This is a genomic window from Staphylococcus simulans (genome assembly GCF_003043455.1).
In the GTDB taxonomy this organism is placed as follows: Bacteria; Bacillota; Bacilli; order Staphylococcales; family Staphylococcaceae; genus Staphylococcus; species Staphylococcus simulans_A.
This window is the reverse complement of sequence record NZ_PZGG01000056.1, coordinates 1-14,496: the sequence shown is the minus strand read 5'-3', so window position 1 is coordinate 14,496 and position 14,496 is coordinate 1. Positions and strand designations below refer to the sequence as shown.

General features: G+C 35.8%; 12 protein-coding genes and 1 pseudogene. 5 read left to right on the top strand and 8 right to left on the bottom strand.

Annotated features, from left to right (window positions below):
* Positions 1 to 98: 98 nt before the first annotated feature.
* From BU038_RS09750 to BU038_RS09740, 3 genes are read right to left on the bottom strand one after another with little or no spacing between them, the layout of a single operon-like run.
* Positions 99 to 830: an amino acid ABC transporter ATP-binding protein gene (locus BU038_RS09750; RefSeq protein ID WP_107605874.1), complete on the bottom strand. Its 732-nt coding sequence runs from the start codon at positions 828 to 830 to the stop codon at positions 99 to 101.
* Positions 827 to 1,561, bottom strand: coding sequence for an amino acid ABC transporter permease (locus BU038_RS09745; RefSeq protein WP_107605873.1), 735 nt, complete (start codon positions 1,559 to 1,561; stop codon positions 827 to 829). Before BU038_RS09745 ends, BU038_RS09750 begins: the two co-directional genes overlap by 4 nt.
* Positions 1,545 to 2,327, bottom strand: a complete 783-nt coding sequence (locus BU038_RS09740) for an amino acid ABC transporter substrate-binding protein (protein ID WP_107605872.1) — start codon at positions 2,325 to 2,327, stop codon at positions 1,545 to 1,547. Before BU038_RS09740 ends, BU038_RS09745 begins: the two co-directional genes overlap by 17 nt.
* Positions 2,328 to 2,545: 218 nt before the next feature.
* Between BU038_RS09740 and BU038_RS09735 the strand changes: the two genes are divergently transcribed.
* Positions 2,546 to 2,653 carry a putative metal homeostasis protein gene (locus BU038_RS09735; RefSeq protein ID WP_002479749.1) on the top strand — a complete coding sequence of 36 codons (108 nt, stop codon included), beginning with the start codon at positions 2,546 to 2,548 and terminating at the stop codon, positions 2,651 to 2,653.
* Positions 2,654 to 2,975: 322 nt separating this feature from the next.
* On the opposite strand, the gene BU038_RS09730 is transcribed toward BU038_RS09735, so the two are convergent.
* The 3 genes from BU038_RS09730 to BU038_RS09720 all read right to left on the bottom strand — a co-directional run bounded on the left by BU038_RS09730 (position 2,976) and on the right by BU038_RS09720 (position 5,383).
* Positions 2,976 to 3,662 carry a 2,3-diphosphoglycerate-dependent phosphoglycerate mutase gene (locus BU038_RS09730; RefSeq protein ID WP_107605871.1) on the bottom strand — a complete coding sequence of 229 codons (687 nt, stop codon included), beginning with the start codon at positions 3,660 to 3,662 and terminating at the stop codon, positions 2,976 to 2,978.
* Positions 3,663 to 3,898: 236 nt separating this feature from the next.
* Positions 3,899 to 4,795: a cation diffusion facilitator family transporter gene (locus BU038_RS09725; protein WP_107605870.1), complete on the bottom strand. Its 897-nt coding sequence runs from the start codon at positions 4,793 to 4,795 to the stop codon at positions 3,899 to 3,901.
* A gap of 207 nt (positions 4,796 to 5,002) precedes the next feature.
* A complete protein-coding gene (locus tag BU038_RS09720) occupies positions 5,003 to 5,383 on the bottom strand; it encodes a GtrA family protein (protein ID WP_002479753.1) in 381 nt (126 codons plus the stop codon).
* Between the two features lie 175 nt (positions 5,384 to 5,558).
* On the opposite strand from BU038_RS09720, the gene BU038_RS09715 reads away from it, so the two are divergent.
* The 3 genes from BU038_RS09715 (at position 5,559) to BU038_RS09705 (ending at position 9,074) form a co-directional block, all read left to right on the top strand.
* A complete protein-coding gene (locus tag BU038_RS09715; RefSeq protein WP_107605869.1) occupies positions 5,559 to 6,755 on the top strand; it encodes a multidrug effflux MFS transporter in 1,197 nt (398 codons plus the stop codon).
* A 121-nt stretch (positions 6,756 to 6,876) separates the two neighbouring features.
* Complete coding sequence (locus tag BU038_RS09710; protein WP_107605868.1) at positions 6,877 to 7,503, top strand: C39 family peptidase; 627 nt, start codon at positions 6,877 to 6,879, stop codon at positions 7,501 to 7,503.
* A gap of 185 nt (positions 7,504 to 7,688) precedes the next feature.
* A complete protein-coding gene (locus tag BU038_RS09705) occupies positions 7,689 to 9,074 on the top strand; it encodes an amino acid permease (RefSeq protein ID WP_107605867.1) in 1,386 nt (461 codons plus the stop codon).
* Positions 9,075 to 9,173: 99 nt separating this feature from the next.
* On the opposite strand, the pseudogene BU038_RS09700 reads toward BU038_RS09705, so the two are convergent.
* Positions 9,174 to 11,004 (bottom strand): annotated as a pseudogene (locus BU038_RS09700) (APC family permease).
* 208 nt (positions 11,005 to 11,212) lie between these two features.
* On the opposite strand from BU038_RS09700, the gene BU038_RS09695 reads away from it, so the two are divergent.
* Positions 11,213 to 12,736, top strand: a complete 1,524-nt coding sequence (locus tag BU038_RS09695; protein WP_107605866.1) for a serine hydrolase domain-containing protein — start codon at positions 11,213 to 11,215, stop codon at positions 12,734 to 12,736.
* A 151-nt stretch (positions 12,737 to 12,887) separates the two neighbouring features.
* Here BU038_RS09695 and BU038_RS09690 read toward each other — a convergent pair whose 3' ends face one another.
* Positions 12,888 to 14,282 carry an MFS transporter gene (locus tag BU038_RS09690; protein WP_107605865.1) on the bottom strand — a complete coding sequence of 465 codons (1,395 nt, stop codon included), beginning with the start codon at positions 14,280 to 14,282 and terminating at the stop codon, positions 12,888 to 12,890.
* Between the last annotated feature and the right edge of the window lie 214 nt (positions 14,283 to 14,496).

The window sequence follows — 14,496 nt, the reverse complement described above, 5'->3', positions numbered from 1 at the left end:
TCTCATCATACACCTGAAAGCATCACCTTTCTAGTTTGAAACGATTTAAATAATAATAAAAAGCCTTCGATTATGAATTAACCGAAGACTTCCTATTATTATTGTTCTTGAATTACATTCAAGAAACGTTGTAATGCCTCTGTTTTAGGATGTTCAAATAACTCAGACGGCGGACCTTGTTCACCAATCTGACCTTCATTGATAAAGACAGTTTTATCTGAGACTTCCTTCGCAAATCTCATTTCATGCGTTACGATGACCATCGTCATACCTTCTTGAGCAAGTTCTTTAATAACACGTAACACTTCAACTACTAACTCTGGGTCAAGCGCTGAAGTCGGCTCATCAAACAACATCACTTTAGGATTCATCGCTAATGCTCTAGCAATCGCAACACGTTGTTGTTGACCACCTGATAAAGCGATGGGATATTGATCTTTCACATGTGTTAAACCTACTTTTTCAAGTAAATGTTCAGCTCGTGCTTTCGCTTCGCTTTTAGCCATCTTCTTAACGACAATCAAGCCTTCCATGACATTTTCAACTGCTGTTTTATGGGGGAATAAATTATAGTTTTGGAATACCATGCCAGATTGTTTACGTACACGGATTTGTGATTTCTTATCATCATTCGTATACGTTTCACCGTTTACAAAGACTTGACCTTCTGTCGGCAATTCGAGCGCATTCATCATACGTAACAAAGTCGTCTTACCTGAGCCTGAGCGTCCGATTAAAGTGACAACTTCACCTTCAGCAACTTCTAAGTCGACACCTTTAATTACTGTTTTATCTCCAAATGCTTTTTTGATTCCTTTTAGTTCAATCATGCGCGATACCCTCTTTCTAAGTAAGCTTCATAGTATGATTGAATCACTGAAATAATAAAACATACTACCCAATACATCAAAGCAACCAGAATATAGATTGTTAAATATTCATAAGTTGTTGACGCAACTTCCTGTGCTTTTCTGAACATTTCAGCTACTAAGATGAACCCTACTAATGATGTATCTTTCAATAGATTTAAGAAAGTATTACCTAATGATGGGACTGAGACTCTGATTGCTTGTGGCAGAATGATACGTCTGATCGTTTGACTGTAATTCATACCAATCGAATACGCCGCTTCAGTCTGACCTTTAGGAATAGACATAATACCGCCACGAATAATTTCAGATGCATACGCACCGACATTTAAAGATAATCCTATAATCGCTGCCACCACTGAAGGCAGTGTCCACTGGGTATCTGGATTATTCGTAATTAATCTGCCGAGTTCAGGCAAGCCATAGAATATGATAAAGAGCTGTACAATCATCGGTGTGCCTCGAATAATCGACACGTACACACGAGCAATACTACGCAATATCTTGCTTGTTGAAATACGCATTAAAGCTGTAAACAATGCGATAAGCAAACCTAATACAAACGTGACCAACGTAATAGGAATAGAATATTTCAACAAACCGCCAAGCATTGGCATAAAGGCTTGTTGCGCTGCATCCCATGCATGTTGCTGCTGATCATTTAGTACAATCGCATTAAGGTTTAGAAACATCTTGACCAAACCATTTCTTACCTATTTTAGCTAATTCACCATTTTTCTCTAATTTATCTAAAGCTTTGTTAACTTCTTTGATTGTTTTGTCATCTGTTTTCTTAGAGAATGTGAATGCTGTTTTACTTTTTTCCGCATTGCCTTCAATCACTTTAATTTTCGCATTAGGTTTTTGTTTTTTATAATCTAAATAAGATAAGTTATCGTTAAATGTACCATCTGCACGGTGAGATTGAATTAAATCCATTGCTTGGTTGAAACCATCTACTTTTACTAATTCTGCACCTTTTTTCTTAGCTAACTCACCGAAGTTAGATGTAAATGTTTGTGCCATTTTTTTACCTTTAACATCGTCAAAGCTTTTAATATCTGTATTATCTTTATTCACGACCAATACACCTTTAGAGAATGTGTAAGGTTTTGAGAATTTATATTTTTGTTCTCTTTCTTTATTAATACCAACTTGGTTTGCGATCACATCAAAGCGACCTGAATCTAGTCCTGCAAACATTGAGTCCCATTGTGTTTCTTTAAATTTAACTTTATAACCCATTTCTTTCGCGACTGCTTTAGTAACATCAATATCATAGCCAGTCAGCTTACCTTCTTTATCATGGAAAGTAAAGGGTGCATATGTACCTTCTGTCCCAACTACAAATGTTTTATCATCTTTACTTGATGACTTTTTATCATTTGAACCATTGCCGCATGCTGCGAGCGCCACTGCAATAATTAGTGTGAATACTGCTAACAAAATTTTCTTCATAACATTTCTCCTTTTATCCTTATCAATCTAATCGGAATACTTAATATTTTAAGTCAAGTCATAACTTCCGTCAATATAAATTACTCAGACTTAACTTGAATTTAAAATGTGACGATATTGAGAACGTTTCTCAATTATTTTTATAAATCGTAATCATTACTATTTACAAACATGTATTTTTCATGCATAATAGGAAATACGATTAGGAGGCGAAAGAAATGAAACAAGATTTAGCAACAGCAAGACGTAATTTAAGTAGCCCGAATATCAAAACGCGCAAACGTGCGTTAAAGATTATCAAGGCACATAAACGTAATAATAAATAACGTTTTCCATATACTTTGCAAATGATCCTTTAACATTAATTTTCACAGATTTTTATGTCCAAGACGTTTTTTCACAAACACTTATTTGTGCTCTACCCATTAAGCACACCTCTGCAGCTGGATATAAACAGTATTTCAAAAAACATTCCCTTAACTTTTTATTCCTAGACAATTAATAGTTGTAGTCTATTAAACGCGATTGGTCATTTGCAAAATTATAGCCTGAGCACCCTACTTCCAAGGTTGCTCAGGCTTTTTTACATATATGAAAAGAAGCAGCGGTAAACTAACCGCTGCTCCCTCTATACTTATCTGCTTCTTTTTATAAATATCTTTTTGAAACAAAGTTCAAGTTATCATCTAATTCATAAATTAACGGTGAACCTGTTTTAATTTCATAACCTACGATATCTTCATCAGATACCCCTTCAATATGTTTGATTAACGCACGTAATGAGTTACCATGTGCTGAAACTAATACTGTTTTACCAGTTAAAAGTTCAGGCGCAATTTGATCATCCCAATAAGGGATAACGCGTGTTAATGTATCTTTTAAACTTTCTGAAGTCGGTACAACACGTGCATCTAAATCACTGTATTTACGATCAGCTAAATCTGCTTCACGTTGTTCTGCTGTAGCTTCTGGAGGTGCGATGTCATAAGAACGACGCCAAATATGCACTTGTTCTTCACCGAATTCTTGACGTGCAGTATCTTTGTTTAAACCTTGTAAACCACCGTAGTGTCTTTCATTTAATCTCCAAGTTTTGTGTACTGGGATAAATAATTGATCAGAGCGTTCAAGTAAATAGTAAGTTGTTTTGATAGCTCTTTTTAATACGGATGTGAAGGCAACATCAATTTCGATTCCTTCTGCTTTTAAGCGATCACCTGAAGTCGTTGCTTCTTCTTTACCTTGGTCAGATAAATCAACATCTGTCCATCCAGTAAATAAATTTTCTGCGTTCCAAATACTTTGACCATGTCGGCATAATATTAATTGAGGCATATATACCCTTCCTTTCTTCTAAGAAAAGCGCTCAATTTGATATACATCACTTTTCAACTCATATTTTACCACTTATCTACACAATAGCTCATAGTTTTTCGCTTAAAATGAAAAGATAGAAATTTTGTCACATTTTTACTCTATAAAAACAAAATAATGAACATATGTCGCTTGATGTTAAATCTCTTCAAATAAAAACAGCACCTAAGCAATGACTTAAGTACTGTTTACCCTATTTATGAATGATGCACTTCATGAGTTCCTTCTTCAGGATGATACGGTTCTGGATGTACATAAACCGAAGATACACCTTTACTATGCATATGTGTTTCAACTCGGTCACAAATAGCATGTGCTTCTTGTAATGTTAAGTCTGGCTCAACCGCAATTGTCACATCCACAAAAACACTGCTGCCATGATAACGTCCTTTAATACTGTTGACCGCAATGACGTCTGATACTTCTAATACATCTTGACGATAATTTTCCAAGTCACGTTCATTGAATCCGTCGCTTAATGTGAAGATAGCCTCTCTGAAAATAGAAAAGCCTGTATAAACGATTAACGCGCCTAGAATAGTTGCGAGAATAATATCGACAATCGGTAAACCGAATTGTGTAAATATCAAGCCGATACCAGTCCCTAAACTGACAATACTGTCAGACATATTATCTACTGCTGAAGAATGGAGTGAACGGCTTTTGGTTTGTTTCGCTAAACGGAAGTTATAGTAAGACACACCAAGCATGACAAAACCACTGATTACACTGACGATAATTGTAATCGGTGTCGGAGTATGGTAATCATTTAAAAATAAACGCGGGAAGTTTTGAATCATTACTTGGACCCCGACAAACATAATAATGAATGAAACAAGCAATGACGCAATGTTTTCTGATTTCAAATGGCCATAAGGATGATTTCGATCAGCAGGTTTAATTGAAATTTTCAAACCGACAATGACCGCAATCGAAACTAAAATATCTGTCATGTTATTTAATGCATCGGCTCTGACTGCCGCAGAATGATACACGGTACCTACAATATATTTTAAAATCGATAAAACAACATAGGTAACTAAACTTAAATACGCACCTTTTTGTGCGCGTCGTAAATTAAGTGTTTGCGACATGGAATGTCCCACCTTTTCTTTAATTCATGTTTAGTATGCGGCATTTCATAACCACTTTCAATTTTTTTATTTTTAATTATTTTTTTATTTCTTATGCTAATTTTTTAGTTAGCCTAACCTAAATATTAATTAAATCTATGCCGTGAGTTGAAACATAGAAAAAACAAGATAAGTCCTTTGTAGAAAAGTGTCTTATCTTGCTTCGTATTAATCTCTTAATATGTATTTAGATAATACAAACGTGACAGGAATGGTAATGATTAACCCTGCAAATGGCGCAATCACTGATGAAATGTGGAACCATTGTACAAAAACATATAATAATACTGTCTGCATGCCCATGTTCACAACTTGCGTTAAAGGGAACTGAATAAATTTACGCCACGTCGGTTTAACTTTATATACAAAGTAACAATTCAAATAGTAAGAAATAATAAAACTGACTACAAAACCTGTAATATGGCTGACAAGATAATTGATACCTATCACTTTCAACAATAATAAATAAACAATGTAATAATTGAAGGTATTAATACCGCCTACTATAATAAATTTGATAATTTCAAAATGTGTTTGTGTTAACTTCATCTATTGCGCACCATCACTTTTCTTCTAAAAATCGTTAATTCATCGTTATTATAGCACTTCTAAATTCAGCATTTCACTTATTTTCTGTCGTACTAAAAAAATATACGCACAAGCCGCTGTTTTACGTTACAATTAACCATAATAATATTGTTTAACAGAATAGGAGTTATCTCAAATGGTCAAAACTGAACAATCAAGGCTCCCTATTATTATGATTATCGTTTTAGGAGCAATGACCGCTTTCGGTCCGATGTTAGTAGATATGTATAACCCAGCCCTGCCACAAGTAAGGGATGATTTCGGTGTTTCTACTTCAACATCACAACTTACTTTATCCTTTGTCATGATTGGTATGGCACTTGGACAATTTGTTTTCGGTCCACTTTCTGATGTTTATGGACGTAAGAAAACAGTTTTATCGATTTTAATCGGTATTGCGCTTGTCTCTTTAGCCTGTGTCTTTGTTTCATCTATCAATGTCTTCTTAGTTTTACGTTTTATTCAAGGTTTACTTGGCGGCGGCGCAATTGTAATTGCGAGAGCAACTGTCAGTGACCAATATGAAGGTGCAAGTTTAACACAAATGATCGCAACACTGCTTGTAGTTAATGGTATTATTACGATTATTGCACCATTAATCGGCGGTTATACATTAGCGTTCACATCATGGAAAATGATTTTTGCCGCATTAACACTTATTTCTTTAGTGATCTTCTCAATCGCATTTATCAAAATGGAAGAAACACGTGATACGACAAATGTACGTTTAAATTTCGGTGCGATTTTTAAAGACTTCGGTCATTTATTAAGCAAAGCACGCTTTGTGATTCCAATGTTGATGCAAGGCTTTACTTACGTGATGCTTTTCAGTTTCGCAGCCGCTTCACCTTTCATCACACAAAAAATTTATCATATGTCACCTCAAGCATTCGGTTGGATGTATGCGGTGATTGGTATCGGCTTAATTGCGATGAGTCAAATTACTGCGTTTGCGGTGAAATATATTGAAAGAGAGAAATTGCTTCATATCTTAACAGGTATTCAAGTATTTGGTGTTATCCTTGTAGTCATCACAACAGGATTCCACTTACCATTACCGTTATTATTAGCTTCTTTCTTTATCATGGTATGGCCGGTCACAGGTATTGGACCGCTTGGTTTTTCTTTAGCCATTGAAGAACGTTCTGGGGGAAGCGGCAACGCTTCAAGTTTACTCGGCTTATTCCAATTTATTATCGGCGGTATTATCGCACCATTAGTTGGAATTCAAGGTGGCACAAGTGTCGGTCCATTTATCGTGATTATCTTAATCACTAGTGTATTAGTCATCGCCTTAAACATTTGGTTACACAAATTAATTCAAGTTAAATAACACATATAAGAGTGAGACAACGGTCTCGCTCTTTTTTATATTTTTTGAGACAAAGTAATATACTCTGTCATATGCAACTTTTATAATTAAAGTAACGATGAACGATGGGGAGTTATCAAAAATGAAGAAAATACTAAATGTTAAACCAAAAAGTCAGCTCTCTCCTATTCCAATGGTCATGGGCTGTGAAGGCACTGCCGCATCTATGTTGCTGGATTATAATCATATTTTTGTCCACCCGATTTCATTGATGAAACGTTGGCCGACACATCCAAGCAATCCAAATAAAGGTTATGTCGGTCATTTCTTAATGATTAAACCAGGTGCACATCAAACGATTTTCCCAAATGCCTTTGTTCCCTATTTAAAACAATATGATACACGTATTAAAGATGGCACTGGCAAATCATTGGCTGAGCTTGAACGTATTATCGATGCTGGCCAACCTGTGTTGATTTATCATACCGTGCTAGGTCAAAAACCGCATCGCCGAACATTCAGAGTAGACGACACACATAAAGAATGGGTCTCAAATATTCATATCACTTTATTAATCGGATACGATCAAAACAACTATTTTTATATTGATCCATTATGGGCACAATTTGGACGTAAACTCTATGTACCAGCCTTAATACCATCACGTTATCAAGTGATTCAAATTCCAAAAGATAAAATGCGTCAAAGCTATGATTCAGCTGGACGCCTATGTCTATATCATGCGTCAGAAGCTACAGAAAGTATTTGAAGCATCCTTACCCAACTCAACTGAAAAATAACAAAATATTTGATAGTTTTAAATTATGTACTTCATAAAAGTTTTTTATATTTATACATTAACAATTGCAATGTCCCGAAATTTTTTATATCATTATTAACATCATTTAACGTCAACCCCTTTGTCATATACAAATCCGAAAGGGTGTAAAAATTTTGGGACAGAAATTACAAAAAGACCTCAGCAATAGGCATATACAGTTAATAGCGATTGGTGGGGCAATTGGTACAGGTCTCTTTTTAGGATCTGGCCAAACGATTAAATTAACAGGTCCGAGTATTTTCATCGCTTATATCATCATTGGTATGTTTTTATTTGCGTTTATGCGCGGACTTGGAGAGTTACTTTTAAGCAACACACGTTTTAATTCATTTGTAGATATCGCAAATGAGTATCTAGGACCTTTCGGCGGTTTTGTGATTGGATGGACTTACTGGTTTTGTTGGATTGCATCAAGTATGTCTGACTTAACAGCCATTGGTCAGTATATCGCATATTGGCTGCCTGATGTTCCTAACTGGATATCAGTGCTGTTTGTGGTATTAATCTTAATTTCATTCAACTTGCTGGGCGCAAAGTTATTTGGTGAACTAGAATTCTGGTTTGCTTTGATTAAGATTGTGACCATCATCGCATTGATTGTAGTAGGACTTGTATTAATTTTTATGTCAGTTAAAACTGAGCACGGTACTGCAAGTTTTTCAAATTTAGTCAGTCATGGCGGATTATTCCCTAACGGTGCTTTCGGTTTCTTAATGGCTTTCCAAATGGCCATCTATTCATTTATCGGAATTGAATTGATTGGTGTGACTGCCGGTGAAACGAAAGATCGTGCCAACACGATTCCGAAAGCCATTAATAATGTACCGATTCGTATTTTATTATTCTATGTCGGTTCATTAATCATTATCACATCTGTAGTACCTTGGAATACTTTAAGTGAAAACTCAAGTCCATTTGTTAAAGTTTTCGGTTTAATCGGTATTCCGTTTGCTGCTAGTCTTGTCAACTTTGTAGTCATTACTGCCGCTGCTTCAGCAACCAACAGTGGTATTTATTCAAACAGTCGTATTTTATTCGGCTTAGCTGAACAAGGCTTAGGCCCTAAAGCATTAGGAAAAGTCAATCATCGTGGTGTACCGCATATTTCGATGTTGATTTCATCAATCTTATTACTATTTGCGGCGTTATTGAATTATATTTTCCCTAATGCAGTACAGTTGTTTATCTATGTCACAACACTTTCAACCGTACTTTACTTATTCGTTTGGACATTGATTATCATCTCGTACATTATTTATGCCTTTAAGAATAAGCAGGAACATAAAACAAATGACTTTAAATTACCAGGTGGTCCATATGCCGGTATTGTCGTGTTACTCTTCTTCTTGTTCGCATATGTATTGTTATTCTTTACAGAAGAAACAAGAAACGCATTATTGGTATCACCGATTTGGTTTATTATCGTCATTATCTTCTATCAAAAATATAAAAATAACGCACATGCGAATGTCGCAAAAATGCGTGAAACAAAAGAATAAGCGTATGAAAAAGCCAAGAATCTCAGTATTCTTGGCTTTCTTTTGATATTCAACAAACTTTTGACGTTTCTTTTATTTATAAACAATATCCTCATTTACTTATTTCTTCAATTTCAATGGAATCATCGCTAAGATGCAATTTTTTTGATAAAACAATGTCCATCTTAATAAAATACCTGTCTGGTTATGCAGTAAGTTCTGCCACGTTTTATTAGTGATAAACTGAGGCACAATAACTGTAATCACAAAACGATCATTTTCAGCTTTACTACGGATTCTATCAATAAAACGTGCTAATGGTTTAACGACACTGCGATATTGAGAATGCAACATAACTAAACGAATATTTGGATAACGCTCTTGCCATTTTTCCAACATCTTTTGGTCTTGATGCGCATCAAAAGATACATGTACCGCAATAATATGGTCAGAAGTCATTTTGGCATACGCAATGGATTTATCTACAATAGAAGAAACCGAACTGACTGGAATCAATGCTAAGTTTTTATCAACATGGCGCATCGCTTTAAAGAAATTGTCTGTCCGCAACTCTTCAGCAATATTTCGATAGTGCGTACGAATACGTAATAATCCCATCACAACTAACGGTAAAAATATTAATATCGGCCATACTTGCGAGAACTTTGTGATCAGAAAAATCATAAAGACTACGAACGTAATAGTACCTCCGATTGCGTTAGCGATTAATTTAAAGAACCAGCCTTTTGGACGCTCTCTCACCCACTTCACAACCATACCATATTGTGCAAGTGTAAATGGAATGAATACACCGGTCGCATATAAAGGGATTAAACTTTCTGTTCTTCCTTTAAATAACATAATCAATACAATCGCAACACTGCCTAAGATAATCATAGAGTTAGAGTAACCTAAGCGGTCACCTCTGACAGTAAACATGTGCGGCATATATTTATCTTGTGCCATATTCGCCGCAAGCAATGGAAATGCTGTGAAACCTGTATTCGCAGCTAAAATCAAAATACATACTGTTGATGCTTGAATGAAGTAAAATGCAAAGTTTTGACCGAATACATGGGCCGCAAGTTGTGAAAGTACTGTTGTTTGAAGTTTCGGTACAATACCATACCAATACGACAATCCCACAATGCCTACTAACATAATTGCGAGAATAGTCCCCATCGCAATCAACGTTTTAACCGCATTTTTTGGTGCTGGATCTTTAAAGTCCATTACCGCATTAGAAATCGCCTCAATACCTGTTAAAGATGATGCTCCTGAAGAAAAGGCACGCAGCAATAAAAATAATGTTACTCCAGGTACTGCAGTGCCAACGGACGCATGAACTTCTGGTGTTGTTTGTCCGGTTACCACTTTAAATGCACCATATCCAATCAACATCAACATGCCGAAAATAAATAGGTAGACTGGAAAAGATAACACTGTCGCTGAATCTGTTACACCTCTTAAATTCAAAATCAAAATAATGATGACAAGCAGACAAGCTATCAATACTTTATGGTGATATAAAGCAGGAAATGCGGCAATAAAGGCATCTGCGCCTGAAGAAATACTCACTGCGACAGTTAATGTATAATCTACCAACAGTGCGCCGCCAGCCAATAACGATAACTTTTCTCCTAAATTATATTTCGTAACAGTATATGCGCCGCCTCCCATGAGGATAGGCATATATCACTTGTCTATATGACAAAACTAAAGCGACTAATAGCACTAAAATACCAGCTGTTATCGGCAACGTATACCATGCTGCCAAAACACTGAGCGCAGTCAAAGTTAATAAAATTTGTTCTGGACCATAAGCAACAGACGATAACGCATCTGATGATAGAATAGCTAAAGCTTTGACTTTACTGATTTTTTCACTCGATAACTCCCTGTTACGTTTAGGTGTTCCGATCAATATGTGTTTTATTTGTTTTATATTCATATCTAAGGACCTCTAGACTATTTCATATTTTGAATGGCAAAAACATACTCCTATTTTTTAGAAATGTACAGTCAATTTATTTAATTTACATAGAACTTTCACATTTTACATGCATTTTTATAGGCAGTTCACAAATATTTCTTATCCCTCATATGAATTAAACACGTGCTATAATAATGAAAACTAAACTATCAGGAGCACACGCATTGTGAAAACAAAATCTACTTCCCCTTACTTATTACTTTTAGTTATCAGCTTTATATTATTTTTAGGTATGAGTTATTGCTTAGTATGGTCTTATACGCAGTATTCAGTAAAACATTTTAAGCATCAGACATTAGCTCAGCTGGTCGATCATCGCATTGAACAAACTATGCACAATGATCAAATACCTGGGCTAAGCGTTGCACTTATTAAACATAATGAAGTTGCTTTAAATAAAGGATACGGCTATGCCAATCTCAAACACCATACATCAGCTGATGCACAGACACGTTATGAAATCGCATCAAATACGAAAGCTTTCACAGGTTTAGCTATATTAGAACTTGCTAAGCAAGGTAAAGTTAAATTAAATGCGCCTGTTACTGACTATTTACCTTGGCTTCATTTAACTTATCAAGGACGAGAACAAGATATTACTTTGAAAATGTTGTTGGCCCAAACGAGCGGTATTGACGATCAAATGTCACCAGACCAAGAAGGTGAAGTGCCGACAAAGAAAGATAACTTAAAGGGGCGTGTAGAAAGTCTGAACCACGAGCCATTAAGAAGTAAACCTGGTGACACATTCAACTATGCCAATATGAACTACAATATCTTAGGGTTGGTCATACAAGAAGTGGCAGAGACTCCTTATGAAGATTATATGCATACACATTTTCTTAAACCGCTTCAAATGAATCACGCATTCTTTAAAACTAATCAGAAGCAAGCCGAAAAAGCACAAGGCTATGTATTAGAAAGAGGAAAAGTTGAAGCGGAGGACCCTGATTATTTCCGCGGAGATACACCTGCCGCCTACTTAATCAGCAGTACGACTGATTTGATACCTTTTGTCAAAATGAACTTACAGCCATCCGCCTCAAATCAAGCTTTAATCAAACAATCACATACTTTGTTGACAGATGTGCCTGATAAAGCACATATGAACGGCTATGGTGCTGGCTGGTTTATTGATCAGTACTCAAATCATATCTTACACCCTGGTACATTACCTAATTATTCATCAATGATTATTTTAGATACTAAACAGCAAAATGCGGTTATTGTTTTAGCGAATCTTAATGCACCAGGTTTACCTGATTTAGCACAAACATTACTCTATCAAATCGAACATTACCAAAATTTTACAGCATTGCATCAAGCGACTACTGATCATCTTGTATTATTAACCATAACTCTATGGTGGATGCTTATAATGTTCACTGTTTTATGTGCAGCTTGTATCAGAAATAGTTATCTTCTCAAGCAACGTAAACATCTGAATGACACATCAAGTATCTTAAATAAACTATCAATAAGTGTTACGGTACTTATCATCATCGGCTTGCTTTATAGCCTTTGGATCATGCCTTCTTGGTTACTAAAAGACGCTAGTTGGTCTATTGCTTTCAGCATCCTTCCGCCTGTCGTCATACTTATAGGTATCGGCAGTATATTGACATTGATACTCAGTATCCTTTATTTCAACAGTTGTTTCTTACTTAGAACGAAACAATCTCAAAAATAAAACTCACTAAGATTAAATATAATAAAAGAGCAGTTCTCGTTGTTTAGTTTCCCTCATAAACTAAACAACAAGTACTGCTCCTTCTTTTCATTTCTATTCTGTTGTCATACGTTTCTCGTTATTATTTTTTTCTGCGTGGAACATTTTTTTATTAATAAGTTTCGCCTTGTGATTTTGGGACTAAGAACAATACTGTAACAAATGCGATAAGCCCTAATAAGATATTAAAGCCGATACCTGCCATTGCGCCTACTTGCAAGTTGACACTCTCAGATACAACGGCATAAATCGTACCAGAAATCGCAATACCAAATGCGTTACCCAGTGATGATGCCATTTTATAGATACCTGATGCAGTGCCGACTTTATTGTCTGGTGCACTTGTTACTGCAGTATCTGTTGATGGTGTCGCATACATACCTAGACCTAAACCGAATAGCAGATAGCCGATTACACTAGATACGACATAGATGCCTGTCGGTAAGAATGTTAAAGCGATTAACAACATCCCTGCTGCGTTCAGTAATGAACCGTAAAGCATCGGACGTTTGGCCCCAAGTTTCTGCATGATCTTTTCTCCGACACGGATCATCACAAGTACAGTAACTAAGTAAGTGATACTCATCATACCTGACTGGTTAGATGTAAACCCGAGTCCTTGTTGGAAATACGTATTTGCGACAATTAAAGTTCCGGCTACAGCGTTCAACGCGAAGTTTGAAATCACTGCCCCAGAGTAGCCTTTGTGTTTAAATAAGCCAAAGTCAATTAATGGATTTTGTAACTTCTTCTCATAAATTAAGAAGAAAATGACTGAGACTATAAACACAACAGTTAAGCTTAAAATCAGTGGTGATAAAAAACCGAAGTGAGATGTTTGTGTGATAATTACGTTTAAACTTAACATCATAATCGCTAAAACTATTAAACCTACAACATCAAATTTGTGATTACGAACATCACTATCTCGAGAAGCTTTTGTTTCAGGTGTGTGTCGTATTAAAATCATCGCTAACACTGCGACAATAATAGATACGATAAAAATCCAACGCCAACCTACGAATGTGGCCATTAATCCGCCAAAGTATGACGTAATACCTGAACCACCCCATGAACCGATTGACCAATAACTTAATGCTCTTTGTCTATCTTTGCCTTGGTAATATTCATTAACAATGGCTAAAGTAGCAGGCATAATACAAGCAGCAGAAAAGCCTTGAATAATTCGGCCGATAATCAATAATGCTGGTAAATTGGAAACAATAATCAACAGTGAGCCCACGACACTGAGGATTAATCCAATATATGTCATCTTGACACGCCCGATTTTATCTGCGATACTTCCGGCCCCCACAACGAATAAACCAGAGAATAACGCAGTCAAGCTGACCGCAATATTGATTGTTCCTGCATTCGTACTAAAGGATTCTTGAAGTGTTGGTACCACGTTCAATACAGACTGTGCAAACAGCCAGAATGTGATAACCCCAAGAATGATACCTAACAACAATTTGTTGTCACCTTTGAACGGTCTTGTTGCTGTCATATTTAATTCCTCCTATACCCCTGCAAAAAAATCGAAAAAAATAGCGATTTAGCTTATGCTACAATAGCAATATAAACTAAACCTATCATTTTCAATATATGAAATATCTTACAACAATTTCAACTTAAATTCTATAAATACCTGAGAATCAGGTTAAATATAAGTGTTACTTTACATCAATAGTATATATTATAATTAATTATGGATATATTGT

Coding starts and splice junctions, on each gene's coding strand:
- BU038_RS09710 (WP_107605868.1), top strand. CDS start 6,877: ATGAAGAAAATACTAAATGTTAAACCAAAAAGTCAGCTCTCTCCTATT.
- BU038_RS09735 (WP_002479749.1), top strand. CDS start 2,546: ATGAAACAAGATTTAGCAACAGCAAGACGTAATTTAAGTAGCCCGAAT.
- BU038_RS09745 (WP_107605873.1), bottom strand. CDS start 1,561: ATGTTTCTAAACCTTAATGCGATTGTACTAAATGATCAGCAGCAACAT.
- BU038_RS09730 (WP_107605871.1), bottom strand. CDS start 3,662: ATGCCTCAATTAATATTATGCCGACATGGTCAAAGTATTTGGAACGCA.
- BU038_RS09720 (WP_002479753.1), bottom strand. CDS start 5,383: ATGAAGTTAACACAAACACATTTTGAAATTATCAAATTTATTATAGTA.
- BU038_RS09725 (WP_107605870.1), bottom strand. CDS start 4,795: ATGTCGCAAACACTTAATTTACGACGCGCACAAAAAGGTGCGTATTTA.
- BU038_RS09690 (WP_107605865.1), bottom strand. CDS start 14,282: ATGACAGCAACAAGACCGTTCAAAGGTGACAACAAATTGTTGTTAGGT.
- BU038_RS09715 (WP_107605869.1), top strand. CDS start 5,559: ATGGTCAAAACTGAACAATCAAGGCTCCCTATTATTATGATTATCGTT.
- BU038_RS09740 (WP_107605872.1), bottom strand. CDS start 2,327: ATGAAGAAAATTTTGTTAGCAGTATTCACACTAATTATTGCAGTGGCG.
- BU038_RS09750 (WP_107605874.1), bottom strand. CDS start 830: ATGATTGAACTAAAAGGAATCAAAAAAGCATTTGGAGATAAAACAGTA.